The organism is Paraburkholderia sp. 22099 (assembly GCF_052045835.1).
Taxonomy (GTDB): Bacteria; Pseudomonadota; Gammaproteobacteria; order Burkholderiales; family Burkholderiaceae; genus Paraburkholderia; species Paraburkholderia terricola.
The window spans coordinates 39,582-62,694 of record NZ_JBQEPU010000006.1 but is presented as its reverse complement, the minus strand read 5'-3'; the positions used below and the strand labels follow the sequence as shown (position 1 = coordinate 62,694).

At 55.3% G+C, this 23,113-nt stretch carries 17 protein-coding genes and 1 pseudogene; 9 read left to right on the top strand and 9 right to left on the bottom strand.

What is annotated here, in order from left to right:
* Positions 1 to 112: 112 nt before the first annotated feature.
* The 7 genes from ACTJLC_RS07870 to ACTJLC_RS07840 form a co-directional block, all read right to left on the bottom strand.
* Positions 113 to 1,732, bottom strand: a complete 1,620-nt coding sequence (locus ACTJLC_RS07870) for a type I restriction-modification system subunit M (RefSeq protein ID WP_440843501.1) — start codon at positions 1,730 to 1,732, stop codon at positions 113 to 115.
* Positions 1,729 to 2,931, bottom strand: coding sequence for an AAA family ATPase (locus tag ACTJLC_RS07865; RefSeq protein ID WP_440843499.1), 1,203 nt, complete (start codon positions 2,929 to 2,931; stop codon positions 1,729 to 1,731). Before ACTJLC_RS07865 ends, ACTJLC_RS07870 begins: the two co-directional genes overlap by 4 nt.
* A complete protein-coding gene (locus ACTJLC_RS07860; protein ID WP_440843497.1) occupies positions 2,928 to 4,214 on the bottom strand; it encodes a restriction endonuclease subunit S in 1,287 nt (428 codons plus the stop codon). The genes ACTJLC_RS07865 and ACTJLC_RS07860 overlap by 4 nt, the downstream gene beginning before the upstream one ends.
* Complete coding sequence (locus ACTJLC_RS07855; RefSeq protein ID WP_440843495.1) at positions 4,204 to 7,305, bottom strand: type I restriction endonuclease subunit R; 3,102 nt, start codon at positions 7,303 to 7,305, stop codon at positions 4,204 to 4,206. The genes ACTJLC_RS07860 and ACTJLC_RS07855 overlap by 11 nt, the downstream gene beginning before the upstream one ends.
* Positions 7,306 to 7,877: 572 nt before the next feature.
* Entirely contained in the window at positions 7,878 to 8,840 is a 963-nt protein-coding gene (locus tag ACTJLC_RS07850; protein ID WP_440843493.1) for a tyrosine-type recombinase/integrase, read from the bottom strand.
* Positions 8,827 to 9,204: a DUF2513 domain-containing protein gene (locus ACTJLC_RS07845; protein WP_440843491.1), complete on the bottom strand. Its 378-nt coding sequence runs from the start codon at positions 9,202 to 9,204 to the stop codon at positions 8,827 to 8,829. The genes ACTJLC_RS07850 and ACTJLC_RS07845 overlap by 14 nt, the downstream gene beginning before the upstream one ends.
* 24 nt (positions 9,205 to 9,228) lie before the next feature.
* A complete protein-coding gene (locus tag ACTJLC_RS07840; RefSeq protein WP_440843489.1) occupies positions 9,229 to 9,576 on the bottom strand; it encodes a 4-fold beta flower protein in 348 nt (115 codons plus the stop codon).
* 360 nt (positions 9,577 to 9,936) lie between these two features.
* On the opposite strand from ACTJLC_RS07840, the gene ACTJLC_RS07835 reads away from it, so the two are divergent.
* Positions 9,937 to 12,069 carry an ATP-binding protein gene (locus ACTJLC_RS07835; RefSeq protein WP_440843487.1) on the top strand — a complete coding sequence of 711 codons (2,133 nt, stop codon included), beginning with the start codon at positions 9,937 to 9,939 and terminating at the stop codon, positions 12,067 to 12,069.
* Positions 12,066 to 13,475 carry a hypothetical protein gene (locus ACTJLC_RS07830; RefSeq protein WP_440843485.1) on the top strand — a complete coding sequence of 470 codons (1,410 nt, stop codon included), beginning with the start codon at positions 12,066 to 12,068 and terminating at the stop codon, positions 13,473 to 13,475. Before ACTJLC_RS07835 ends, ACTJLC_RS07830 begins: the two co-directional genes overlap by 4 nt.
* A 79-nt stretch (positions 13,476 to 13,554) precedes the next feature.
* Here the strand turns inward: ACTJLC_RS07830 and ACTJLC_RS07825 are convergent, their stop codons facing one another.
* Positions 13,555 to 14,373 (bottom strand): HNH endonuclease, encoded by an 819-nt coding sequence (locus ACTJLC_RS07825; RefSeq protein ID WP_440843483.1) that lies wholly within the window; start codon positions 14,371 to 14,373, stop codon positions 13,555 to 13,557.
* 696 nt (positions 14,374 to 15,069) lie between these two features.
* Positions 15,070 to 15,279: a hypothetical protein gene (locus ACTJLC_RS07820; RefSeq protein ID WP_440843481.1), complete on the bottom strand. Its 210-nt coding sequence runs from the start codon at positions 15,277 to 15,279 to the stop codon at positions 15,070 to 15,072.
* 482 nt (positions 15,280 to 15,761) lie between these two features.
* On the opposite strand from ACTJLC_RS07820, the gene ACTJLC_RS07815 reads away from it, so the two are divergent.
* The 7 genes and pseudogenes from ACTJLC_RS07815 (at position 15,762) to ACTJLC_RS07785 (ending at position 23,012) form a co-directional block, all read left to right on the top strand.
* Complete coding sequence (locus tag ACTJLC_RS07815; RefSeq protein ID WP_167285329.1) at positions 15,762 to 16,184, top strand: helix-turn-helix domain-containing protein; 423 nt, start codon at positions 15,762 to 15,764, stop codon at positions 16,182 to 16,184.
* A gap of 444 nt (positions 16,185 to 16,628) precedes the next feature.
* Complete coding sequence (locus ACTJLC_RS07810; protein ID WP_440843480.1) at positions 16,629 to 17,138, top strand: Tn7 transposase TnsA N-terminal domain-containing protein; 510 nt, start codon at positions 16,629 to 16,631, stop codon at positions 17,136 to 17,138.
* Positions 17,119 to 19,167, top strand: coding sequence for a DDE-type integrase/transposase/recombinase (locus ACTJLC_RS07805; protein WP_440843478.1), 2,049 nt, complete (start codon positions 17,119 to 17,121; stop codon positions 19,165 to 19,167). The genes ACTJLC_RS07810 and ACTJLC_RS07805 overlap by 20 nt, the downstream gene beginning before the upstream one ends.
* A 55-nt stretch (positions 19,168 to 19,222) precedes the next feature.
* Positions 19,223 to 20,248, top strand: coding sequence for a TniB family NTP-binding protein (locus tag ACTJLC_RS07800; RefSeq protein WP_440843476.1), 1,026 nt, complete (start codon positions 19,223 to 19,225; stop codon positions 20,246 to 20,248).
* Positions 20,196 to 20,624, top strand: a pseudogene (locus tag ACTJLC_RS07795) (TniQ family protein); the annotation flags it as partial. The gene ACTJLC_RS07800 and the pseudogene ACTJLC_RS07795, both read left to right, overlap by 53 nt.
* 126 nt (positions 20,625 to 20,750) lie before the next feature.
* Positions 20,751 to 21,719, top strand: coding sequence for a hypothetical protein (locus ACTJLC_RS07790; RefSeq protein WP_440843643.1), 969 nt, complete (start codon positions 20,751 to 20,753; stop codon positions 21,717 to 21,719).
* Between the two features lie 3 nt (positions 21,720 to 21,722).
* Positions 21,723 to 23,012, top strand: a complete 1,290-nt coding sequence (locus ACTJLC_RS07785) for a TniQ family protein (RefSeq protein ID WP_440843474.1) — start codon at positions 21,723 to 21,725, stop codon at positions 23,010 to 23,012.
* Positions 23,013 to 23,113 lie beyond the last annotated feature (101 nt).

The window sequence follows — 23,113 nt, the reverse complement described above, 5'->3', positions numbered from 1 at the left end:
GCCGCCGCCCGGAGCAGACCACATTGGATCGTCTGGTGCAGCAGCACGCCGCGACCATCTTCGCGCTGGCCGAGGGTGAGGAGGGGCCGTACAGACAAGTCAGTATGAGCGCCTATGGCAACGGCTTCAAATCCAGTTCTCGCAGGAAAGCGTTGTGCTTGTCCTTCGCTACTGCAATCGCTTTTTCAATCTCCACCAGCTCTTGGTGAGTCTCATCCAGAACAATCTCCGTCTCGCTCACCGCTGTACTGATATAACGCGAGATGTTCAGGTTGAAATCGTTCTTCTCGATTTCGGACATCTCGACCTTGCGCGAGTAGAGCGCCTCTTCCTCGCGGAACTGGTAGGTCTTGATGATTTTGGCGATGTGTTCGGGCTTAAGCTGGTTCTGGCGTTTGCTTTTCTCGAAATTCTCCGACCCGCTTGCGTTAATGAACAGCACATCGTTCGGCTTCTTGCACTTCTTCAACACGAGGATGCAGACGGGGATGCCGGTGGAATAGAACAGATTGGCGGGTAGGCCGATCACCGTGTCGACGTGCCCATCCTTCAGCAGCTTGGTGCGAATGCGTTCTTCCGCCCCGCCTCGGAACAGCACGCCGTGCGGCAGGATGATGGCCATCACGCCTTCGTCTTTGAGGTAGTGGAAGCCGTGCAGCAGGAAAGCGAAGTCGGCAGCGGACTTGGGCGCGAGGCCGTGGCTCTTGAAGCGCACGTCGTCGGCCAGCGCGTCGGTCGGTTCCCAGCGGTAGCTGAAGGGCGGGTTGGCAACGATGGCGTCAAAGCTGGGCTTCTTGGCCGGGTTCTGCTCCCGCATCATGTCCCACTCGTTAAGGAGGGTATCCCCGTGGAAGATCTCGAACTCAGTGTCTTTCACCCCGTGCAACAGCATGTTCATGCGTGCGAGGTTGTAGGTCGTGATGTTCTTTTCCTGGCCGAAAATTTTGCCGATGGTGCCGTTCGCCTTGGCCACTTTCTTGCGCACGTTGAGCAACAGCGAGCCAGAGCCACAAGCAAAGTCCAGCACGCTTTCCAGCCGCTTCTTGGTCCCGGTTTTCGGTTCCTGACTGTCCAGCGTGACGATGGTGGAGAGGATGTCGGAAATCTGCTGCGGGGTATAGAACTCGCCCGCCTTCTTGCCGGACCCAGCGGCAAACTGGCCTATCAAGTATTCATAGGCATCGCCCAGCGCGTCGATGTCGGTAGAGAACTCCGCCAGTCCTTCGGCGATTTTCTGGATGATGGCGCAGAGCTTAGCGTTCCGGTCGGCGTAGGTTTTGCCGAGCTTTGGGGAACTCAGATCGATCTCGGAGAACAGACCCTGAAAGGTGCTCTCGAAGGATTCCGTCTCGATGTACTTGAAACCCGCTTGTAGCGTGTTCAGCAGCTCTGCGTCTTGGGTGCGGGCCAGGTTGGCGATGCTGTTCCAGAGATGCGCGGGCTGAATGACGTAATGCACCTTGCGGCGCATCTGCTTCTCGAACGCCGGGATATCGTCGACGTTGTTCGCATACCAGAGCACCAGCGGCGCCTTGCGGACGTCGCTTCCCACATCAGGGTAGTCCCGCCCCAACTCCTTCTTCGCCGCCGTTTCGTAATTGTCCGAAAGGTAGCGCAGGAAAAGGAAGGACAGCATGTAATCGCGGAAGTCGTCCGCATCCATGGCGCCGCGCAGTTGGTCCGCGATGCTCCAGAGCGTCTGGTTGAGTTGCTTTTGTTTGGATTCGTTCATGGGATCGTGGCAGGTGCGGCGGCGGTTGCTGTAGGTGCTGTGGCCGATGTCGGGGTCGGCGCCGTCTCAAGAATGTCAGGCAGGTCAAACTGGAATTTGGTGGTGAAGTCTTCCAGAATGCGCCGGAACAGCTCTTTGTTGTCCTCCCCCATTTCGGTCGGTTCGTGGATGGCGTATTTGCCATGACTGAGGAGGTTCAGCGCGCGGTTGTAGAGTGCACGGTCTTCCTCGATGCTCAGCGCCTTGAGGCAGAACGAGATGTCAGCGTGGCCGAAGAACGACGCCGTTTTTTCCATGATGCTGCGCAAGGCGTTGAAATGGAAGGTGTAGAGCTTGCCGGTGCTGGGGGCCGCAGCAAGTTGGAGCTCAGCGAGTGACGCGACGTGATGGAAAAAGGGCGTGTCCTCAGTGGCTCGCAGAGTATAAGCGCCGTCTCCGTTCGGGCGATGCAAGAAGTAGCGCTTGTGGGTCACCTTCGGCTCGCCCTCTTTTGCCCTGCCAATCTCGTTACACATCACGTTGAAGAAAAGGGCGTGATGGGATGAGAAAACCACCTTGATGGGCGCGAGTACGCCGTTCTGGTCTTTGCGGCTTGCAGCCCGGCGCAAAAGCTGTGCGAGATCACAGGCCACTGCGATGGCGTTGTTGTCGTCCAGCGAGGAGATGGGGTCGTCGATGTAGAGATATTTATTCGACTGATAAGAAACGTGTCCATCGAGCATCCGCTCGCAAATAGCCATGAAGAGGCACCAGATGAAGATGTTCTGCTCGCCACGGGAGATCTTGATATTTTCGGCCTCACCTTTGCGGAAAGAGACCTTCCATGTCTCGTAGTCAATGTCAAAATCAAAGTCCGCGTAGCGGTCAAGGTAGCCTGCAATCGTTTCGTCCAGCGCGAGGTCTTTCAGGCCATTGAAGAAGGTGGAGTTGGGATTGAGCTGCAGTTGCCGGACAGCGTCACCGTCGAGATCATTGTCCCAAGTGAACAAGTCTTCGGTAAAGGCATTGAAGTAGAGGGTGTCGGGGGTGCCATTACTCTTGCGCTTTCCCTCGTCCTTGAACTCCATCGACAGCCGCGTTTTGCCTGTGCGGTTGTAGGCATAGAGCAGGATGAGTTCAATCCCGGTGAGGTCAGACCTCAGCTTTCTCGCGAGTGTGCTGAGGTTGGCGTACTTGTTGATCTTCGACTTAGTGCTCATGCGTCAAATTCTTCCGGGGACGGGAAAAGCCGCTGCATCAGCCCTTTCTTGTGGGCCTTGAAGGCTTCGAGTTTTTGGGCTTCGACGGAGATCCATGCGTCGAGGTTGCTCAGGCAGGAGGCAATGCGTTGCTGTTCGGCCAAGCCGGGAACAAGCACCGGCAAAGTCTTCAACTCGCTGGCCAGAATATGTTTGATGGTGTTGCCGGTCGTAATCGTGAAGATCGCAAGTTTACCGATTGGCGAATAGAAGTAGTGAGCAAAGAACTCTGAACTTAGCTTGCGCTTCGGAGTGAGAATGACTAGCGCGTGACAGTTGGCCTCAGCGAAATCGGGACCCACAACTGCGCACTCTCCGACATGTCCTGATTGGACCATCAAGATGTCACCTGTCTTGAGGTGCGATTTGCGCTGCCGATTATGAAATTCACTGGTAATGAAAATAAGGTTTTCGGCTTCGATCCGCCCTTGCTTGATGTTCCGCCCTTGAAGGTATCGAACACCATCGCTCGTCGTGTAATAGGGCGTCGCGGTGCCGACAAACCCATTCCGAATGGGATCGAAATAATCACCAAGATGCTCATCCTCCCACTCCCCGGCATTTTGGAATTCGGGGAAGCGGAGGCGGGGTTGGGTTTCGCCTTTGCAGGGGAAAAGCCGCTCCATCAGCCCTTTTTTATGGTTCTTTAGCAAGTCCACTTTCCGCGTTTGCGCGGCCATCAGCTCATCCACCGAGCTCAGGCACTCGGCAATCCTTTGTTGTTCGGTGGGCTTAGGAACCGGCAGCATCAGCTCTGAGAACTGCGCGTAGCTGATCATCTTCCCATCACGCAACCCTTCTAGGTTCTTGGTAAGAATGCGAATGAATCGATCAGTCTTGAGGTAGTGTCGAAAGTACTCGTCGCTTCCTTCGCCCCGACGACGGAGGATTACATAGGCCGGGCTACAGATTCCGTGATAACGGGAATACTCAATACCGCCTTGGAACGATCTGAGACTAATAATGAAGTCGCCGACGCGAACGACTTTGTAGCTCCCGAGGCTCTTCTCAGTTACCGAGACGTGATAGTCAATCATGTGCCGGGGAATTGCCCCGTGCTCCTGGGTGACTGCCAGAACAGGAAGACCCGACTCAGGATTCCGGTCGTTAACCTGATTAAACAACGATCCCCCCGCTTCGAACGTCCACCCCTCTTCCCCCCGGAACCCAGGAAATCGCAGATTCGGCACCAGCGCAGGCTTTGCCTCTTCCTTTGCCGTAGCGGTTTTTTTCTTACTGCTCATACGCACTGAGTCCTGAAATGTCGCGGCCACCGGCGCGTTTAGTGAGGAGGGAGTGGAGGTCATCCATGAGGGCGAGTTCGGCCTTGGTGCGGTCTTTCCAGCCGAGGTCGAGTGGGGCCATCAGGTCATTGAGTTGCTCGCCATCGAAGATCATGCGGTCGAGGATGCCGTCCACGAAGCTTTGAAGGGCGGCGGTGGTAAGGCCGTGCTTCGCGGCGATGTCGGCGAGTTCCTTGATGCTCTTCTCGGCCTTGAAGTGGATATAACCGTCGCGGATGGCGGCTTCAGAGAGGCCCTCACCCGCCTGGAGTGTGCCGATGTATTCTGCGATGTCGTCGCGCTCGTTCATGAACTTGGCCTCGGCGCTGATGAGGCCGATGAGTTCCTCGCGGGTCATCTTGGCCTTGCCCGGTCCCTTGGCCGAGTACTTGGCTATGAGACCCATGATGTAGTCGTAGTCGATGACGGCAGAGGCGAAGAGTACAAACTCGAAGTCGAGCTGGTCCACGGGATTCTCGGTGGTGTTGTCCTTGCTGCCGGTCTTGCCCTGCTGATTTCTGAGCTGCTTGGCGGTTGCCAGGTACTGGCCTTTGAAGCCGCGCAGGTTTTCATCGGGCAGCACCTGCTCGATGGTGGCTTTGTCGTCCGCGGTCAGGTCGGTGTATTGGTCGAGCTGGGTCTTGAGCCGCTGGACTTCCTTGAAGTGGGTGACGAAGGCGGTGCGGGCCGCGTCACCCTTCAGGTTAGCCACATCGGAAGGCGTGCAGGCCAAGCCCTGAGACTTCATGAAATCGTCCAGCTTTTGCACGGCGGTTTCCAGCCTTCGGATGACGGCGGGGGCCTTGTCCACAAGCCAGATTTCCCGCGCTTGCTCGCCGCTTTTCTCGCCGGAGAAGAGGGCGATGGCGGCATCGACGGAATCTTGCTGTTGGCGGAAATCAAGGATGTTGCCGAATGGCTTTGTACCGTTGGGCTTCTTGTCAGGTGCCTGAATACTGGTCAGCACGCGGTTAGTGCGGGAAAAGGCCTGGATCAAGCCGTGGTGCTTGAGCTTCTTGTCTACGTAGAGCGTGTTCAGGAACTTGGAATCAAAGCCGGTGAGCAGCATGTCCACCACGATGGTGATGTCGATCTTCTGCGCGGCAGGGTAGTCGGCATTGGACCACTGCTGGTCCTTGATGCGCTTTTGCACATCCTGGTAATAGAGGTCGAACTCGCTCAAGCGGTGGTTAGTGCCATAGCGGGTGTTGTAGTCGTCAAGGATGGCCTTGAGCGCGGCTTTCTTGCCCTCGGGGTCTTCTTCGTTGTCCGCCTGCTCCTGCGGCAGGTCTTCCTGGATCTGCTTAACATCCGGGTTGCCCTCGGCAGGCGGGGAGAAGACGCAGGCGATGTTCAGCGGCTTGAAGTCGGGGTCGGCGGCCTGTTTGTCCGCCTGCATCGTCTTGAATAGGGCGTGGTATTCGATAGCGTCGTTAATGGACGCAGTGGCGAGGATGGCGTTGAAACGGCGTCCGCCCGTGGCAGCATCGTGTTTGGCGAAGATGGCTTCGATGACGGCCTTCTTGGCGATGGCCTCACCGGGCTTGGGCGGCTTTTTGCCCTCGGGCTTGAAATAGTCGACGTGGAAGCGTAGGACGTTGCCGTCCTCGATGGCGTGAGTGATGGTGTAGGCGTGGAGCTGCTTGTGGAAGAGCTCCTCGGTGGTCTGGTACGAGGCCAGCTCACCGTCGATTTTTATGCGACTGGCGTTGCCCTTGGGTCCACCAAATATCGGCGTTCCGGTGAAGCCGAAGAGTTGCGCCTTGGGAAAGAACGCTTTGATGGCCTTGTGGTTTTCGCCAAATTGCGAGCGGTGGCATTCGTCGAAGATGAAGACGATGCGCTTGCCCTGCAGTGCTTCGAGCTGTTCCTTGTAGGTGGCCTGGCCGTTCTTGCTGCGCTGCTTGTTGCGCTTGCTGTTTTCGTCCAAGGCGAGGCCCAGCTTCTGAATCGTGGTGACGATGACCTTGTCTGCGTAGTCCTCTGAAAGTAGCCGGCGCACCAGGGTGCCGGTGTTGGTGTTTTCTTCGACGCAACCTTCCTGAAACCTGTTGAATTCCTCTCGCGTCTGGCGGTCGAGATCCTTCCGGTCCACGACGAACACACACTTGTGAATGTGCTCGTTTTCCTTCAGCAACGTTGATGCCTTGAAGGAGGTGAGCGTCTTGCCACTGCCCGTGGTATGCCAGATGTAGCCGTTGCCATTGTCTTCGTCGATGCACTTGATGATGTGCTGCACGGCATAGACCTGATAGGGCCGCATAATCATTAGCTTCTGCTCACCTGCGAGCAGCACCATATAACGGCTGATGGTGCGGCCGAGGTCACACTTTTTCAGGAAGTGCTCGGCAAACTCGTCGAGTTGAGTGATCTTTCGGTTGTCTACATCTGCAAACTCATAGATGGGCAGAAAGCGCTCCTCGGCATTAAAAGCGAAGTGGCGCGCATTGTTGTTGGCGAAGTAGTAGGTGCGGTCGCGGTTGCTGACGATGAAGAGCTGCATGAAACAGAGCAGCGTCTTGGTGTAGCCGTTGCCGAGATCGTGCTTGTATTCGACGATCTGCTCCATGGCCCGGCGCGGATTGACGCCGAGGGTTTTCAGCTCGATCTGCACACAGGGCACACCGTTGATGAGCAGGATGACGTCGTAGCGATGGTGGCTGTTGTCGGTGTTGATGCGGAGCTGGTGAACGACCTCGAAATGGTTTTTGCACCAGTCCTTGATGTTCACCAGCGTGTAGTTCAATGGCGTGCCGTCGTCGCGGGTGAAGGCATTGATGCCGCGCAGGGTCTTGGCAGCGGTGTAGACATCCGGGGTAACTATTTCATCCAGGAGCCTGGCGAACTCGGCTTCGGTCAGCTTGACGCGGTTGAGGGCCTCGAACTTCTCCCGGAAGTTCTTCTCCAGTGCGGCGCGATCGCGAATGTCGTCGCGGTATTCGTACTTCAAGTTCTGAAGCTTGCCAAGAAAGCCGTATTCGATGTGCTCTTCTTTGACAACGGGGCTCGGTGCTCCGGACGGCAGATCGTAGGTGAACTTGGATGATGGCATGGGGGAGGAACGTGCGTTGGCTTTGGATCGGAATGCAATGCGGGTGGCGGGTCGCTATGTGTTGTGTCCGTTGGCACGTATTAAAACCACTTATAAGCTCGTCTGTGTGAGGTCCAACTTTCCGCTCGTGTGTCGTGGGAAGCATTGATGCACGAGCTCGCGTCGAGCGCTGACTTCGCAAATCCGCACTCGGGGACGGTTTCCTTGCGCGAGTACACCCCACAGCTCCTCATCGAACGGAAGACTTAGCTCGAACCAAGTCGAGGAACGTTTCGAGGTTCTGCTCTGCCAACTGCTTGCGGCCTGCCGCTAACAGTCCTCTATTCTAGCCGAGGCAACCTTTCGGCCGCCGGGCGCTTCTCGTCCTGCTGCCGGTTCACGTCGGGCAACGGAGAGTTCAGATAGACGCCCAGTACCGATTCTGATCTAAACCGCCTCGCAAGCGGTTCAGAACGTCCGCTTTGGACAAATCTGACAGACCGCCCAGGATCCGATCAGCGACATTCGAGCCGAGCGGCTACCAAGCGCCTATAAGCCTTAGTTTTCCCTTCCTGGTTTTTCTTCTTTAAACATTAGACGCGGATCCGCTCCACTTCATCCAGGCTGACATCGTCGCGACGCCGATCGTACAGCTGCGTGGTCCGCGTCGACGCGTGATTGGCCATCGCCGCGGCGTTCTCGAGCGTACCGCCATTCTTCAGGTACGCGGTGATCCCGGTCGCCCGGAACGTATGGTTGCCAATGGCCGTGCCGATGCCGGCCGCCAGCGCCCGGCGCCGCACCATCGCATACGCATTCGCCTGCGGCAGCGGCGTCTCGCTCAGTTGGCCGGTGCCGCGCGCGACCGTACGGAACAGCGGCCCCATCGGATCATCGGCGATGCCGGTGCCGTCGAGGTACGCGTGCAGGTACCCCTCGAGCGTGTGATGACACGGCATCTCGTGTCGCTTGCCGCCCTTTTCACGCAGACGCACCCATAGCCGCCGCTGCTGCACATAGACATCGTCTACCCGCATCGCCAGCGCCGCGCCAATGCGCGCGAACGAAAACACCATCAGCGCAATCAGCGCGCGGTCGCGCAGACCGATCGGCGTCGTCACATCGATGCTGTCGAGCAGCTGCCGTGCTTCGGAGGTGTCGAGCACCGGCGTCCTGCCCTTCTTCGTGGTGTGGCTGGGCCCGCGCACCGACGCGGCCGGATTGTGCGGCACGATCTGGCTGGTGACGAGCCAGTCAAACAGATGGCGGATCGCCGCGAGGCGCTGCCTGACGGTCGGCGCCGACAGGGCCTGCGTCTGCAGTTCGATCCAGGTCGCGACGTGCAGCGGCTGTACGTCCGTGATCGACATCACGCCGGCGCCGGCGCACCAGCTCAGAAAATCCCCGGCCGCCCGTGCGTACGCGCGCCGCGTGTGCGGGTTGCGGATCGCCGACGCGAAGAACTCCAGAAAGCGCACGCCGGCACGCTCGCCAGCTGATGCGACCAGCGCGGGTGTTGTCACGGCGCCGGAATAGACAAGGCTAGAGCCTGACACCGGTGCGGTCCTCGATCTGCTTCTTGATGAAACCCTTGGCCAGATCGGCCAACAGCTCGACCGTGAAGCCGCCAGCGGCGAGGGCTCCGGCCTTGGTCTTGCGCCAGACCTCAGGATCGCGGACCGAATCCAGAAAATCGTGCCCCGCCCAGCTTAAGCGTCGGAAACCATACGCGTCCATGCCTCCAGCACCAGCCGAATCGGTCAATCCAGCTTCCTCGATCAGTGACAGGTGATAGTCGATCTGGTCGGCACTGTAGCCGGACACCTGCAGGGCCTCCATGTCGGCATTGATGAGCCAAACCGCACCTCGCTCCAACGGCAGTTCTTCGAGCTTCAGCAGCAGCTCGCGGATCAGGTCCATGTCACGCTTCATCTTTATCGTCCCTTAGAAAGGAATGTGGTCAGCCCACGCAAGCTTCCTGATCGCACGCACGGGTTTGACACTTTTGACGGGGCGCACAGGGGCAACCTGTTTGACGGGTTTGATCGGTTTGATGGCTCTCACAGGCTTGATAACCCCGAGGTTGGTGGCTCCGGCAGTGAACACCACAACCGCGCCTCTGTGATCGCGAATATGACTATCCGCCCACCAGCCAATGTGCTGGCCATTCCATCCGTACACGCTGTCACCATCCAGGAAAGCCAGATTCTGGCCTCGAAGGCCAATGATTCGCCCTGACCGCTCGTCGAGCCATGCGTAGACCGCCCCGGTCTGTTCATAAAGCGCTTCCATTTGGTCTCCTTCTATATGTGATAAAGGACATTATCAAATATAGAGTAGGATAAAGGGTCGGATTCACCAAATGCCAGCTTCCCGTCATGCTTCGGGCTAGGCGACGTCGACCGTACCCATCCATTGTCGTATAAGATCGCGTTACGCTGAACGATTCCGATTGTCTTCAACTGCCACCTATATTCGAGGGCCGTAGGCGTACCGGCACCACCGGGCACCCATGCAACATAGGACAACGGCATTGCGCCTGGATTGAACCTTGCCGAGCGCATTGCTCTTATCGAAATCGAGCGACCGCGGTTGGCAACGCATCCAGCCACGCTACCGGGCAATTCCTGAGCGATAACCTACCAAAAAGATATGAAACACTCCTTTCAGGCGAGAGCGCATGTCCTGAAGCTGCTGGGCGACGAACTAATCGGCGATGATCGTCTAGCGGTCTTCGAACTGGTCAAGAACGCGTACGACGCAGATGCGACCAACGTCCAAGTTACCGTAGATCTCAACGCGCCCGAACCTTATATATCTGTTGAGGACGACGGTACGGGTATGGATAGAGACACGATCGTAACTAAATGGCTCGAAATCGGAACCCCGTCCAAGCGCGGCGCAAACAAAGTAGTCAGCAAGCGCTTCTTGCGCTATCCACTTGGAGAAAAGGGAGTCGGCCGCCTCGCGGCGCATAAACTCGGAACTCAGCAGCGTTTGTTATCCCGCGCCGAAAATAAAAGAGAATATTTCGTTAAGGTCGATTGGAGTGAAAATCTGTCCGGGGACAAGAGAATCGACGAAACCTCAGTGGATATCCGCGAGCTTTCACAGCCTCTCAAATATAAGGAAAATCGTACTGGAACGTGCCTTAAAATAACTCAACTCGAGAGAGCCGAGTGGACAAGAAGAGATATTCGATCATTAAAAAAACTAATATCCACTCTCGTTAGCCCCTTTGCGTCTGTGGATAGTTTTTCGGTGAAGCTCGACGTGCCGGGCAGAGAATCGTGGCTCAATGACATTTTTGATGTTGACGACATTCTAGATAATGCAATCTGGAAATTTAGCTTTTCTATTGTAAACGCGAAAATAAGCTGGAAATATGAATTTAGCCCTCCCAGCATGTCCGGCGTGGAAAAGCGGGTTACATCAAAAGATGATGACTCACTTCGCCTGATCGAGCTAACCGCAGAAGACAGGAAGCGGCTCGATCGAGACGACGAGAGTATTTCACTCATTAGCTCCGATCTAAATGGCATAGGCGATATTACTGGACATTTTTTCGTGTACTATCGCCGAGCCGATCTGATGAAAAAGATTGGGAATACTCAGCAACTGAAAGAATATTTGGACGAGCAAACCGGGGTACGTGTATACCGCGATGGCATTCGCGTATATAACTACGGTGAGGCAGGCGACGACTGGCTTGGATTGAACGTTCGACGGATCAATCGGCCCGCGGAGCGCATGGCAACCAACTCAGTGATTGCAGCAATCAATCTCAAGCTAACGGACAGCGATCAACTCAAAGAAAAAACAAATCGGGAAGGATTTGATGAAAATCCTGCATTTCTGAGGTTTAGACACATCATCCAAAGCGTCGTCGAGTTACTTGATATTACGCGACAGGATGATCGTCGCCAGCTTGACGCTGCACTTAGAGGAAAAAGCGAGGCCACGCCACATCCCGAATCATTCGAACATGCGGTCGATATTGTCAAAAAAGCGATTAAAGATAAAGGGCTTGAAGGAGACCTTAAACCGCACATTGACACGATCGAAAGAGAATATAAACAGGTTCGCAGTGTAATGGTGAGCTCAGGTCTTGCTGGACTCAACTTGGCCACAATTTTTCATGAGGTCGAGCGGGAAATTGGCGCGATAAATAAAGGAATTGAAAACAACGAATCGTTGGACTCGCTCAAGAAGCGCACCGGACATTTGGTGAGTCTCTTGGATGGTTTTGCGCCGCTTCTGAAGCGCAATAGCCAGAAGCGGGCAACCGCATATTCACTCGTAGACCGAGCGTTTATTCTTTCTAAATCACGGCTCGCGCACCATAAAATACACTTTTCGTCGCCGCTACTTTCCGGGGAAGTCGATGATTTCGTAACAGAGTGCCCGCCTAATCTAGTGATCGGTGCGCTTAGAAATTTGATCGACAACGCTATCTATTGGGCTCGGGCTCGTGCCGAAGAGGATCCTTCGGTTTCGCGCCCACCTTTTATATACATAACAGCATTCGCGGATTCGGCGGAAAGCCATGCAATAGCCGTCGTCGACAACGGACCGGGATTCGAGCTCCCGGTTGATATGGCCACCCAGCCCTTTGAAACTACGAAACCCGGCGGCATGGGACTCGGCCTGTATTTTACGAACCTTGTGATGGAATCAATCGGTGGCTCTTTTTCTGTCATGTCTGCTGAGGAATTGCGTGATTACATTCAAATTCCCACGCCGCTCGATGGAGCAGCTGTAATTCTAAAATTCAAAAACAAATGACTACTTCTTTGGGTCTCATTCGAACAGTAATCGTTGATAACGATGAAACCGAACTTCAGGAATTAGTGATAGGTATGCATGAGGCGCATATCCCAGTCCTGCCGTTACGATATTCTGTCGACGCTGGCGTGATCGGGGTGCCTGACCACAAGTCGTTATGCATTCGGATACTCTTCGTGGACATGAATCTTGCCGATTCATCTGCGCCGTCGCCGAAAGACATAGCACCCACCATCGCAGAAGTTATCTCAGCAGTTGTTCCAGTAGATAACGGACCATACGCGCTTATATTCTGGTCCAAACACAGGCATCTTGCAGACGAAGTTCTTCAGATTCTAGGAGAGCGCCATACCGAAATTCCGATGCCGATCGTAGTCAGCGCTCTGGACAAGAACGATTTCAAGATGCCGGAGTCTGCTGATGCCCGCAAAGCCTGGCTAGAAGGTTTGCGAAAAGGCATCGACAGTGTCGTTCAGACATCGCCTCAATTGACGGCGCTGATGGCATGGGAACGCGAAATCGGAAAGGCGGCGTCAGCTACGCTTCATGCGTTAACGGAAGTTCTATCTCCTTCGATACCTTGGGATATTGCTAAGCATGCGGATAACCTGAGCGCGGTCCTCGGACGGATCGCCCAGGAAGCGACTGGAAGAAAGAATGCGGCAGACCGACCCGATGAAGCTATCCATCTCGGGCTTCAGCCAATGCTCGTGGATAACCTCGAGCGCAGCTCAGCTACGGCCGACAGAATACGCGAAATGTGGGTGGCGGCAATGCCACAAGTCAAATCAAATAGTCCAATCGCCTTCAGCGAAAACGGTGCTGATAGACGACTAAATGCGTTTTATTGCGTGTCGGAGATTACGACGCAAATCGAAAAGACAGATCGCGGTGCATTTGTCGCAATTTCCGATGACCATCTTGACGACGATTGTTTCAAATCGCATTTCGGAAAAACAGTGGCGGAACTATCGGAAGAATTCGTCGATGTCTCGGACCTTACTCGTATCCAAAAGAGCGAAATCAGAAAATCAGTTAAATGGGGGTTTATCGAGATAAGTGCAGATTGCGATCACGCACAGAGAAAGTCGAGGCTATACCGATACGTCTTGGCGGCACTTGTGCCAAACGACAGAGAAGACAACACTAAATTTAAGGGGATGGACGGCTCCACAACGGACAGGCGTCATAACGCTATTTACCGAATGCCAGAAATCGAACTAGCAGATGGAAGACCGTTGGTACTATTCGCAAACTTTCGGTACTTGCTCGGACTTCCGGCGAAAGCGAGCATACTAGGTGATGTAGTGCTTCGGATACGCAGCGGGATCCTCGCGGAGCTGATTCATAACTACTCTCGGTACGTCGCCCGACCGGGGGTCGTTAGTTTTTCCCATGAATCGTGAGAACCCCCATCGAATCATGTCGTCCCGACCGGTGTGGAAGGGGCGACAATCCACGAAAATATTAAATTGCCGGCCTGCATCATTTCAAATCATGCCTGACGTCCCCGGAGGCGTCATTTGACATACGGTTTTGGAAAAGCTCCCACCGAAGGCCAAGTGCAGTGCGGTCGGGCCCATTGACTCCGTTCGTGAAGAGTGGTGCTCCATGAAAATGGCCGTAGCCCATCTCGTGTAAGGCGGGATGAATCGCTACGGTCAGGGTGGTTGGGTGGACAGCTAACAGCCAAAGGTCGAACAGGGTGTGAAGATCGCTACGTAGCAGCAGCCCGTTGTGCGCACCATTATCGTTCGATTTGGCATAAGGCATGATGTGTGCGGCCTCGAGGAGGCCGGGAAACGCACATCGGCTGATTTGACATGTATTTCCATACTGTCGAATTAGCCGATTTCGGAATTGAGCTTGTCCGCGTCGCAAGTTCACTTCGCGCACGATTCGTCGGCGCGTTTCGATTATCGATTCTGCTATCTCGTCATCGGCGTCAGCGACGTCTTCCGGCGTGATCGCACTCGCATAATCAACAATAAGCTGTCGACCACGCGCGTCATCCAGAAATAGGTGTTCGATCTTTGCAAGGTCGAGCTCCTTTATGGACATCTGGTCGCTGGGGCGTAAGACGGCGTCGTTGACGTCCCGCAACGTCAGCAATCGCGGCGCAGGACCAACGGTTTTAGCGTAGTGCGCCTCGAATGTCTTGACGCGAATCGCTTCCCGCGTCGGAGTGTCGAAGGCATGCCGTTCCCGGCACGCCCACCGCGGGAGCGTTGTTATTCGCTCCTTGATTTGGCTCGTACCGCAAGTTGGACATCGCAACCGTTCTTTCTCGCCATCGCCGGACACAATGCGCTCAATTCTCGCAATGCCTAGAATAACCGTCCTAGAGCGTAAAATTATTACGTCACCCTCCGACACCTGACGGTGATTTGGAACGTTGCTGTCGTAACGGTAAACCGATAACGGATCGTCAATGTATCCGGAATTTCCACCGTATTGACGCGCCCCATCAATGGTTAGAAACGACCATGCTCGCGGAGTACTCACGTTTCCCCTGACAGTTGGAAAATTATTTTATAAATGCTGGTTTCGCCGGGTGTTGCTTTCAGTTCGCCACCAACGCTCTTCATCATAACGCAACGCCGAAGAGCCTTGATCTCGATTACCTCCGAACGAAAGGCTGCATCCCCGGAGCATTCTCCTTGTTGTTCTCCGACCTCGTTTAAAGAGATTCAGCGACTAGATTTTCTCCGGAAGCGCACAGCGACACGCGGATAGATCGATACCGGCCAACGTGTGGACGAGGGAGCGATCGAACGCCTAGGCCGCCTTTCGGTGCACAATTTCCAGAGAGGTCGTAATCGAGCCGCACAAGTCTTCGGTGGTCAGGACGTGCTTTCGTTGAGCGCGTGCCACAACCGTTGCCCATCTGCGCACCCTGAGCTGTGCAGTGTTTGCAGGCATAGCCCACTTGAGTCTTGTACTGGCGACGTAATTGGCTGTCACGCCTGCGCTATACGATCTGTTTCTCCCCGTGCGTCGTCAGCCGCACCATTCGCGGCATGCTTTGGCATCCGATGCAAACTTAGGGCCGCGCCTGTCCAGCGCTTCGGCCCATCGCCGCACTTCTTCTTTCGATGGGATCATGTTCGAGGGGCACTCTGAAAGAAAAAAGGTCAGGAAAGAGTCCAGATCCTGTTTCGTGCCGTTGATGATCTTGTCCAAATACGCGTCGAGGTCGTCTGCTGGCATATGGGACTCCCTGTTTCTCGTATTTTGCGCTAGAAATCACGATCCTTGGCAACCATGCTTGCGCTTCCTGACAGCCGATCTTGACATTATCTGGTCGCGCCCTCGGCGCAAGCCCCCTCGGACACTCGGCATTCGTGTGACGCAATCAAGCATTCTCGGCCGATCAGTCCAACACAGCGCGATCGAAGGCGTCGAAACGGGCCGAGTCGTGTCGACATATGCCTTGCCGGACGCACACGTCACTTCAAACCGAGTGCCCCATGGCCGATGGTCGATATCGGCGAGCTAGCTTGCGGGCTCTGTTCTCGATGTGGGCCTTCGACTGCGGACATGGCTAATCGCAGCGCGCTTGGTGATAATTGCATAGGATTGCAACGATACGCAACTATCACGAGCCGCGTTGAAAAATGAGCAATTTTTCACTTTGACTGCGACTTAATCCTCAACTATTGTTGTTTCAACATCCGCAATTCGGCTTGTAAATGAGCACTCCCTTCGCCGTGTTCCTTCGAGGTTTGCGCCTGCGATCCGCGTTGTCACAGGCTGAACTCGCACAAAAATTAGGGTATGAGCAGGCCTATGTTTCCGCGCTTGAACTAGGCACCAAGCCCCCGAGCGCCGAATTCCTGACCAGGCTCAAGGAGCGTTTGGCACTGGTCGACGCCGATCGGCAGGAAATGCAAAGGGAATTACAGGACTCGCCGCGACGACTAGTGATCCCGGCGGATCTGCCGACCGACGAATACCGGCTGTACGCGGAGTTACAGAGGAAGATTGGGCGGCTGCTGCCTACCCAGATTGTCACCCTGCGCGCCATCGTCCGCATGGATGAGGAAATGACCGCGCGGCCCCGCTATGGCGTCTCAAGGGTGCGGCGCAAATCAAAGGAGGGCACTGAAATGTAAAACGGGACAAACCTTGCGGCCTGCCCCGTCTTGGGAATAGCGAACGCTACTCCGGATCGCACCTTCAGTATCGTTCGCCATCGTTCCAAGGTCAAGCCGGCTGCCCTCAGCACCACACTTCCTCCAGGTCGATAACGCCGGGCGTTGAGCGTTATTACGCCTGCAAATCGGTGTTATGCCGCGATTACGACATTGAGCGCGTGTCGGGAATGCGTTCGCCCCTCATAAGCCTGGGGCACGCATACTTGGACGCGATTCGGAGAAGCGAAAATGGACGAACGACACAAGCGAGGTGGATGGGCTCCCATACCGCGGCCCGCATATCATCAAACGCGAAATCCGGTAACACCTTCTGGAAGGGGGTTCAGAGCGAAATTTTTCTCCCGGAAGAACCGGCGGCTGGTGCGTTGTGAGAGCCTGCTTGAATTCGACGCATTGTTTCTCATGGAATTCGCACGCGGCATTCGCCGCTTCGAAGAGCAACCCATCACGGTCGAGTATCTGCTTGGCGTGCGAAAACGGACATACACCCCGGACTTCAGCGCCGACTGGGGAGACGGCCGGCGTTGGTTCCTGGAAATCAAGCCATCGGAAAAGCTCCAAGAGCCTTCCAACGCTGAGAAGTTCGACACGCTCACACAATGGTTCGCCTCCCGAGGCGAGCGTTTTCTCGTCTTGACCGAGCAGCAGATTCGGCGCCCCGTCAGGCTCCGCCAGATATGTGACCTGTTGCGCGAACGCGTTACAAAAAGCTCAAAAGAGGTTGGCTCTTTTCTTCCCTGCGTCGGAACCGGCGCCTCCATTGCAGAAATGCGCGCTGCCAGCGTTGATGAGAAACTGATCCGGCAGTTACTTGCCGACAGATCACTCGTGTGCGATCTGGACTCCGTCATCGACGATCGGACCATCGTTCTCCCCTATGAGGAGGCCGATGATGTCGCGCTTTTCATTTAAGAATGGCGAATGCCTTCGCCTTGATGGCAGTGTTTATCGTATTTCTCAAGTAATTGGCTGCCGTGTCCAACTCACATCATTCGACGACGCATCCATCACCGCACGCGACGTTGACGACCTGCTTGCCCGGTTCGCAGATGGGCAGTTGAAATTCCTGGATGAGAAAGAGGTCAGCATTGAACAGCGAGACCTCGAACAAAGCAGGACGATGCGGCGAGGACTCGCGGACTTCCCTGACAAGATCCAGCGCCTGACACTGCGAAGATACCGACTTCTGCACGAGATCTGCCCAGATGGTCGATTGACGATTCCTCGGGCAGCTCTGCCGGATATTTTACGAAGCGTCTGGGAAAAAATGGACCCGGCGATACGAGGCGAGCGTCCGCCGTGCGTTGCAAGTTTCTATCTGTGGCGTCGTTCGTGGGTGTGTGCCCAGTTTGATGTCCGCGCACTCATTGATCGGTGGGAGAGTCGGGGGCAAAAGCCAAAACCGATACCCGAACGGCTCGCCGAGCTGATTGACGAGGGGATTGAAAAGATATTCCTCACTCCACAACGGGAGTCCCTACGCGAAACATTGGACTGGATTCAGTTTGAGATTGAAAAGGAGAACCAACGTCGAGTGCCGGAGGAAGCTCTGCCATCAGTGTCACGGCGTATGCTCAAACGCGCGATTGCCCGGATCGATCGGTATGCAATTCTAAAAGCGCGTTTCGGGGAGCGATACGCTCGGGAAGCGAGCCGAGTCTATAAGAAGGGGCCGATCTGTACACGGCCGCTGGAGCGCGTCGAAGTCGATAACACTCCGCTAGACATTCTAGTAATCGATTCCACCACTGGGCTCTTGCTGGGACGACCATGGATTATGGCCATGATCGACGCATATTCGCGGATGGTTGTGGGCATGCATATCTCATTCCGAAAGCCAAACGCTCTAACAGTCCTGCGCTGCCTGAAGCACGCGGTCCTGCCCAAAAGCTATGTCAAGGATCGGTTCAAATCGGTGAATGGTGAGTGGAAGGCATACGGACTGGTCCATCAACTTGTTTGCGACAACGGTCTTGAGTTCCATGCGAAAGACGTTGAATTGGCGTGCGCGGACCTTGGCATTCACGTCATCTATTGCCCTACCCGGTCACCGCAGATGAAGGGGCGCATTGAGCGGTTTTTGAAGACACTCAACTATGGACTTGTCCATCTTCAGCCAGGGACAACATTCGCGAAATATGAAGCCCGACATGCGTATGACTCGGAGGCGAAGGCAGTCGTAACACTCGAAGCGTTGCAGGAGATCGTGCACCGTTGGATCATTGATATATATTCAGTGACATTTCACCGAGGAATTCTGACCACTCCGCAACAGAAATGGGATGAGGGGATTGCAACGAATTTTCCTAAGCTGCCTCCTTCCATTGATTTCATCAACATATATCTTGGAGAGTCGAAAACCAGAGTACTTACGAAGAATGGAATCGAAGTTAATTCACTTCAGTACGCTTCGCTAGCGCTCGAGAATCTGCGGCGGCGATGCGGGGATATCGAAGTCACGGTGCGCGGCGACCCGGACAATCTCGGAACGATTTTTGTTCTCGACGAAGAAGCTCGACAATATGTCGAAGCGAAATGCACGCTACCGGAATATGCCGAGGGAATCACGGCGGAGCAACATTCCTGGATGCTTCGAAAGGCACGCAAAGACTATAAGACCTCCCCATTTCGCCATGCGCTGTTGGCTGCAAAGGTTGCGCTGCGCGAAGACACCGCCAAGCTTATAGATGAAGGAAACTCAACGACGATGAGGCGGAAAGGAAAGGCGAACGTTAAGCGCCCGAAAGCGAACAGGGTGGAGAGGGAGCTGATGGTTCAGCATGAGGAAACGCGTCCGGAACTACCTCTCGAGCCGGATCCAGACGAAGATAATTCGCGGATTTCGCAGCCAGACGATCAGGACGAGTACCTGGACGTTCCGTTGTTTCCGACAAGGCGTGCGCCGATTTCGCGCGATATCCCTGAACAGGGATCGGTATGAACCGATTTCAGCGGATGTTGATCAAGTGGGCGGCCCTTCGAGAGGAGCGTTCATCATGACCGTTAAAACCTGCAACGTTATGCCTGACGTTGGGCGACCGACTTCCGGTACTCTGCAATCGCAGTCGCCGGGGGGCAGCGCCGCGGACGAAACTTCCTCAGAACTCGTTGCTACAGTACGCAATACGCTCATCGAACACCCGGCATTTGCCATAGGCATCAGCGCGATCCGGCGATGCCACCGTATGGGGCGCTTCGGCCTTGAGGAACCTGGATGTCTCTTGATCATGGGCGTTTCCGGCAGCGGCAAAACTACGCTACGAAAAGAATATGCGAGACATTATCCACGGCGTGAGACCGATGAAGGGACGATCATACCGGTGCTGCATCTTGAGTTGCCGGCGCAACCTACAATCAAGAACGTCGCGGAGCGCATTCTCCTCGCTTTGGGTGATCCGCTATTCGCACGAGGGTCTGCCGAGGCAATGACGGCTCGCATAGTCACGTTATTCCAAAATTGCTGTGTCGAGCTGGTTATCCTGGATGAGTTTCAACATTTTATCGACCATTCACGGGAGAAAATCGAAGCGAAAGTTGCTGATTGGCTCAAGCATCTGGTGAACGCAACCAGGGTACCTTTCGTTTTGATGGGATTGCATCGCTGTCAGCGAATACTTCAAAGCAATGAGCAACTAAGGCGGCGCTTTTCGCGGCAGATATCGCTTGAGCCCTTCGCAATAGTCGATCGCAAGGCGCGACGCGTCTTCGATGGCCTATTGCGCTCCATCTGGGGTACGTTGCCAGTTAAGTGTTCCCCAGAGCTCAGCAATGGTGGCGATCTCGTCGAGCATATTCATTTTGCCACCTATGGTTTGATGGGCTACGTCATGACATTGATCACGACGTCTGTCGAGATCGTCCTTGAGGAGAGCCTTCCCGCAATAGATCGCGATGTCCTGGGCAAGGCGTTCGCCGAAGCGATATGGCCTGAGGGCCGTGGACGCCTGAACCCATTCCATCCTCGATTCATTGGTCGACCACTTACGAATCCTGGGGAGCCGTTCTTTGGATACCAAAGCTAGTTTGCCCAAAAGTCGCTTTCTCGTACGTCCAAGGCCTGGGAGCGACGAGCATCCGATGAGTTTTTTTCTGCGACTCGGAGAGGCGAACGGATACAAAGACCCGACTGCGATCTGTGGCTTCGCCAAATCGCTCCTCCGCGCAGTGCAATCACAGAATGGCTTGGAAGCAGCTGCATATAGCGTCGGCCTGACCCCGGGCGAACTGAAGCAAATGTTAGATCGGCCACAGCGGATTCCAGACGTCGCTGAGCGGCCAGGTCGGTTCGCACGCCGATATTTTTTCAGAAACCAGTACAGTGTTTTCTGTCCGGCATGTATTCGGGAGCGCGGCTTCTTCAGATCAATATGGAACTTCCGTGCCGTGGCAGCCTGTGAGATACATGGTCTTTGGATGGTCGATCGATGCCCTAACTGCGCCCGTCTAGTAAGCTGGGAGAGACGCGGAGCGCTGCTATGCATATGTGGATTTGAACTTGAGCGGGCGGAGGCGAAACGAGCACCGATGGATGTAGTGCTCATCACCAAGCTTCTGGTTGCTGCTCTTGTTATCGAGCCGGAGGGCGACTTGCTAGCGTCGTCGCCCTTCTGCGAGGACCTTGCAAAGATGACGGCGCTGGAATGGCTGGCGTTGTTTAGTTACCTCGCGTCCACTTCCCACGGTTCCCGGAGTTTTCATCCTTTTTGCGACGACCACCTGAGAGTGGAGAAGGATGCGGTGCGTATAGCAGCACGAATTTTCCTTCACTGGCCGGAGTGTGTGTTTGAGGAAATCAGCACGTGTTGGGGCCGGGTCGAGCTCCTGGGCCTCGAGCCGCCTGTGATTTCCGTCAGAGATCTCAGAGCGCGTCCTCCAGTCGGACACGCGTTTCGTCTGGGTGGTCCAATGCAACTACCGAGGTTTATGCGCGATACGATTGGAGCCTACGTGAACGCATTAACGGTCCACTCGCAGGGCCTTGGATTGGCTGTCAACCCGGATTGCCTCGTCTTCACTGGCAATGGTATCCCCACAGTACGATCCGTTAAGTCGGACGACGGCCACGGCAAGACCACTGCGTCCCGAAATGCATGCGCCGTCTTGACCTTATCGAATCGGGCCGAGGAGCTCCGGCGAGCCAATGTCGTGCTTCACGATTTTCGATCGGTCGAGCGGCTGATCCGGGCGACCCCCTACCAGCGTCGACTACTGATGCACTGCGGTTTCTTGCAGCCTCTAGAGGGACGTATGCTGATCCTATCGAGCGAGATCGATAGACTGAGGGCGTGGATTGAGCGCACGGCCTGCGCGATAAGGATTTCATCCTCGCTGGTTCCGCTTAGCTCGCTGTCTCCAAGTCGTGGAAAGCTATTACAGCACGTGATCGCCGCAATCCAGTGTCGAACAATGCCGCTCTTCCGCTCATTGGGAGACGATATATGGCTCGATAAGTGTTATGTCGGTGAGCGCTTCCTCAGCGGTTTCCCGCCTTGACCCATGACTACGCTGTTGGTACGTCCAGCGCCGATAGATAGCGAAAGTGCGACCGGATATTTACTCCGACTCGCGGAAGCAAATGGCTACAACTCTCTGCTCGATCTGGATCTGCTGGTTTCGAACGGGCTCAAACTCGAAGAGATGGCAAACCTGAGCGCCTTGCTTGGAACGACGAGGCTAGACAAGCTTCGTGGCGCTGTTACCCGCTTTCGCAATCTTAAAATGACCGACCCGGGCGGCTTGGGCCAGCAATACTGGAATGGTCGACGACCGCGATACTGCCCGGTTTGCCTTGCCGACAATTCATACTGGCGTGCGTTGTGGGATATAACGCTTGTGACTGCCTGCCCCTTTCACGCCGTCGAGCTGTGCGATTCGTGTAGCAGCTGCAACCGCCCGCTGTCGTGGAAAAGAGCTCGCCTCGCTGTTTGCGATTGCGGGGCATCTCTTGGAGATCGATCAGTGGTGCCAGCGCAGCCGGGATGCGTCGCCGTCAGCGGCTACATATCGTCCTTGCTTGGAACAACGCCTCGTGGCGGTATTTCCGCTATCCAAGCGCCGCTGGATCGATTGCGTTTGGCAGACTTTCTCGCTGTTAGTATTTTTCTCGGGGGATATGCACAGAACGACGTTCGGAAGCCTACCAAAATAGCGGATCTGCACGATGTATCGATAGCGGTCTCGTTTGCTCGGGCCGCAGGCGATGCCTTGGAAGCGTGGCCCTCGGGATATCGTGCGTTGCTTCGGCGCCTGGTTTCAAAGGACGGCGGTCAGGCCTCTTCAAATCGATTGGCGGAGTGGTTCGGCTATTTCTACACCGCCTTGTACAAGCGGTTCGGCGATAGACAGTTTGATTTTCTGCGCGACGAATTCGAGTCGTATATTCGCGACGAATGGTCTGGACAGCTTGCGGAGAGAAATCGACGTTTTTCAAAGAGCACGCGGATTGAGCACAAGTGGATTTCACTTACCACTGCAGGCAAGACTCTCGGAGTCAAGCGCAGCATGGTCTGTTCATTCATTGAACGGGGCATGCTTAGCGGTCAGTTGCATACGACCGCAACAGGACGGACATCGGGAACGGTGAGGCGCGATACGTTGGAGGCGCTATGTGCGGAGAAGACGCACTGGCTGACGCTGACAGAGGCGCGCGAAGTATTAAACCTTTCACGCAAGGGCGCATACACCCTCCTGAATTCCGGGAAACTGCGCCCGGTGAGCGGGCCAACCGTTGACGGCCGCTCTATCTGGAGATTCATCGCAAGCGAGGTAGTCGAGCTTGCTTCGTAGGAGCGATCCGATCCGGAGTTCGACCAAACGTGACTCAGGTGGGCGCGCTCACGCGAGAGCCAATGGCAACAGCGCGAGACGGCCACGCGGTCGCCAGGTTT

Bases quoted from the DNA above. Each gene is read 5' to 3' on its own strand.
- ACTJLC_RS07855 (WP_440843495.1), bottom strand. From the start codon at position 7,305: ATGCCATCATCCAAGTTCACCTACGATCTGCCGTCCGGAGCACCGAGC.
- ACTJLC_RS07845 (WP_440843491.1), bottom strand. From the start codon at position 9,204: ATGGACCTGATCCGCGAGCTGCTGCTGAAGCTCGAAGAACTGCCGTTG.
- ACTJLC_RS07870 (WP_440843501.1), bottom strand. From the start codon at position 1,732: ATGAACGAATCCAAACAAAAGCAACTCAACCAGACGCTCTGGAGCATC.
- ACTJLC_RS07815 (WP_167285329.1), top strand. From the start codon at position 15,762: ATGAGCACTCCCTTCGCCGTGTTCCTTCGAGGTTTGCGCCTGCGATCC.
- ACTJLC_RS07830 (WP_440843485.1), top strand. From the start codon at position 12,066: ATGACTACTTCTTTGGGTCTCATTCGAACAGTAATCGTTGATAACGAT.
- ACTJLC_RS07790 (WP_440843643.1), top strand. From the start codon at position 20,751: ATGGATGTAGTGCTCATCACCAAGCTTCTGGTTGCTGCTCTTGTTATC.
- ACTJLC_RS07805 (WP_440843478.1), top strand. From the start codon at position 17,119: ATGTCGCGCTTTTCATTTAAGAATGGCGAATGCCTTCGCCTTGATGGC.
- ACTJLC_RS07785 (WP_440843474.1), top strand. From the start codon at position 21,723: ATGACTACGCTGTTGGTACGTCCAGCGCCGATAGATAGCGAAAGTGCG.
- ACTJLC_RS07860 (WP_440843497.1), bottom strand. From the start codon at position 4,214: ATGAGCAGTAAGAAAAAAACCGCTACGGCAAAGGAAGAGGCAAAGCCT.
- ACTJLC_RS07810 (WP_440843480.1), top strand. From the start codon at position 16,629: ATGGAATTCGCACGCGGCATTCGCCGCTTCGAAGAGCAACCCATCACG.
- ACTJLC_RS07835 (WP_440843487.1), top strand. From the start codon at position 9,937: ATGAAACACTCCTTTCAGGCGAGAGCGCATGTCCTGAAGCTGCTGGGC.
- ACTJLC_RS07820 (WP_440843481.1), bottom strand. From the start codon at position 15,279: ATGCCAGCAGACGACCTCGACGCGTATTTGGACAAGATCATCAACGGC.
- ACTJLC_RS07800 (WP_440843476.1), top strand. From the start codon at position 19,223: ATGACCGTTAAAACCTGCAACGTTATGCCTGACGTTGGGCGACCGACT.
- ACTJLC_RS07840 (WP_440843489.1), bottom strand. From the start codon at position 9,576: ATGGAAGCGCTTTATGAACAGACCGGGGCGGTCTACGCATGGCTCGAC.
- ACTJLC_RS07865 (WP_440843499.1), bottom strand. From the start codon at position 2,931: ATGAGCACTAAGTCGAAGATCAACAAGTACGCCAACCTCAGCACACTC.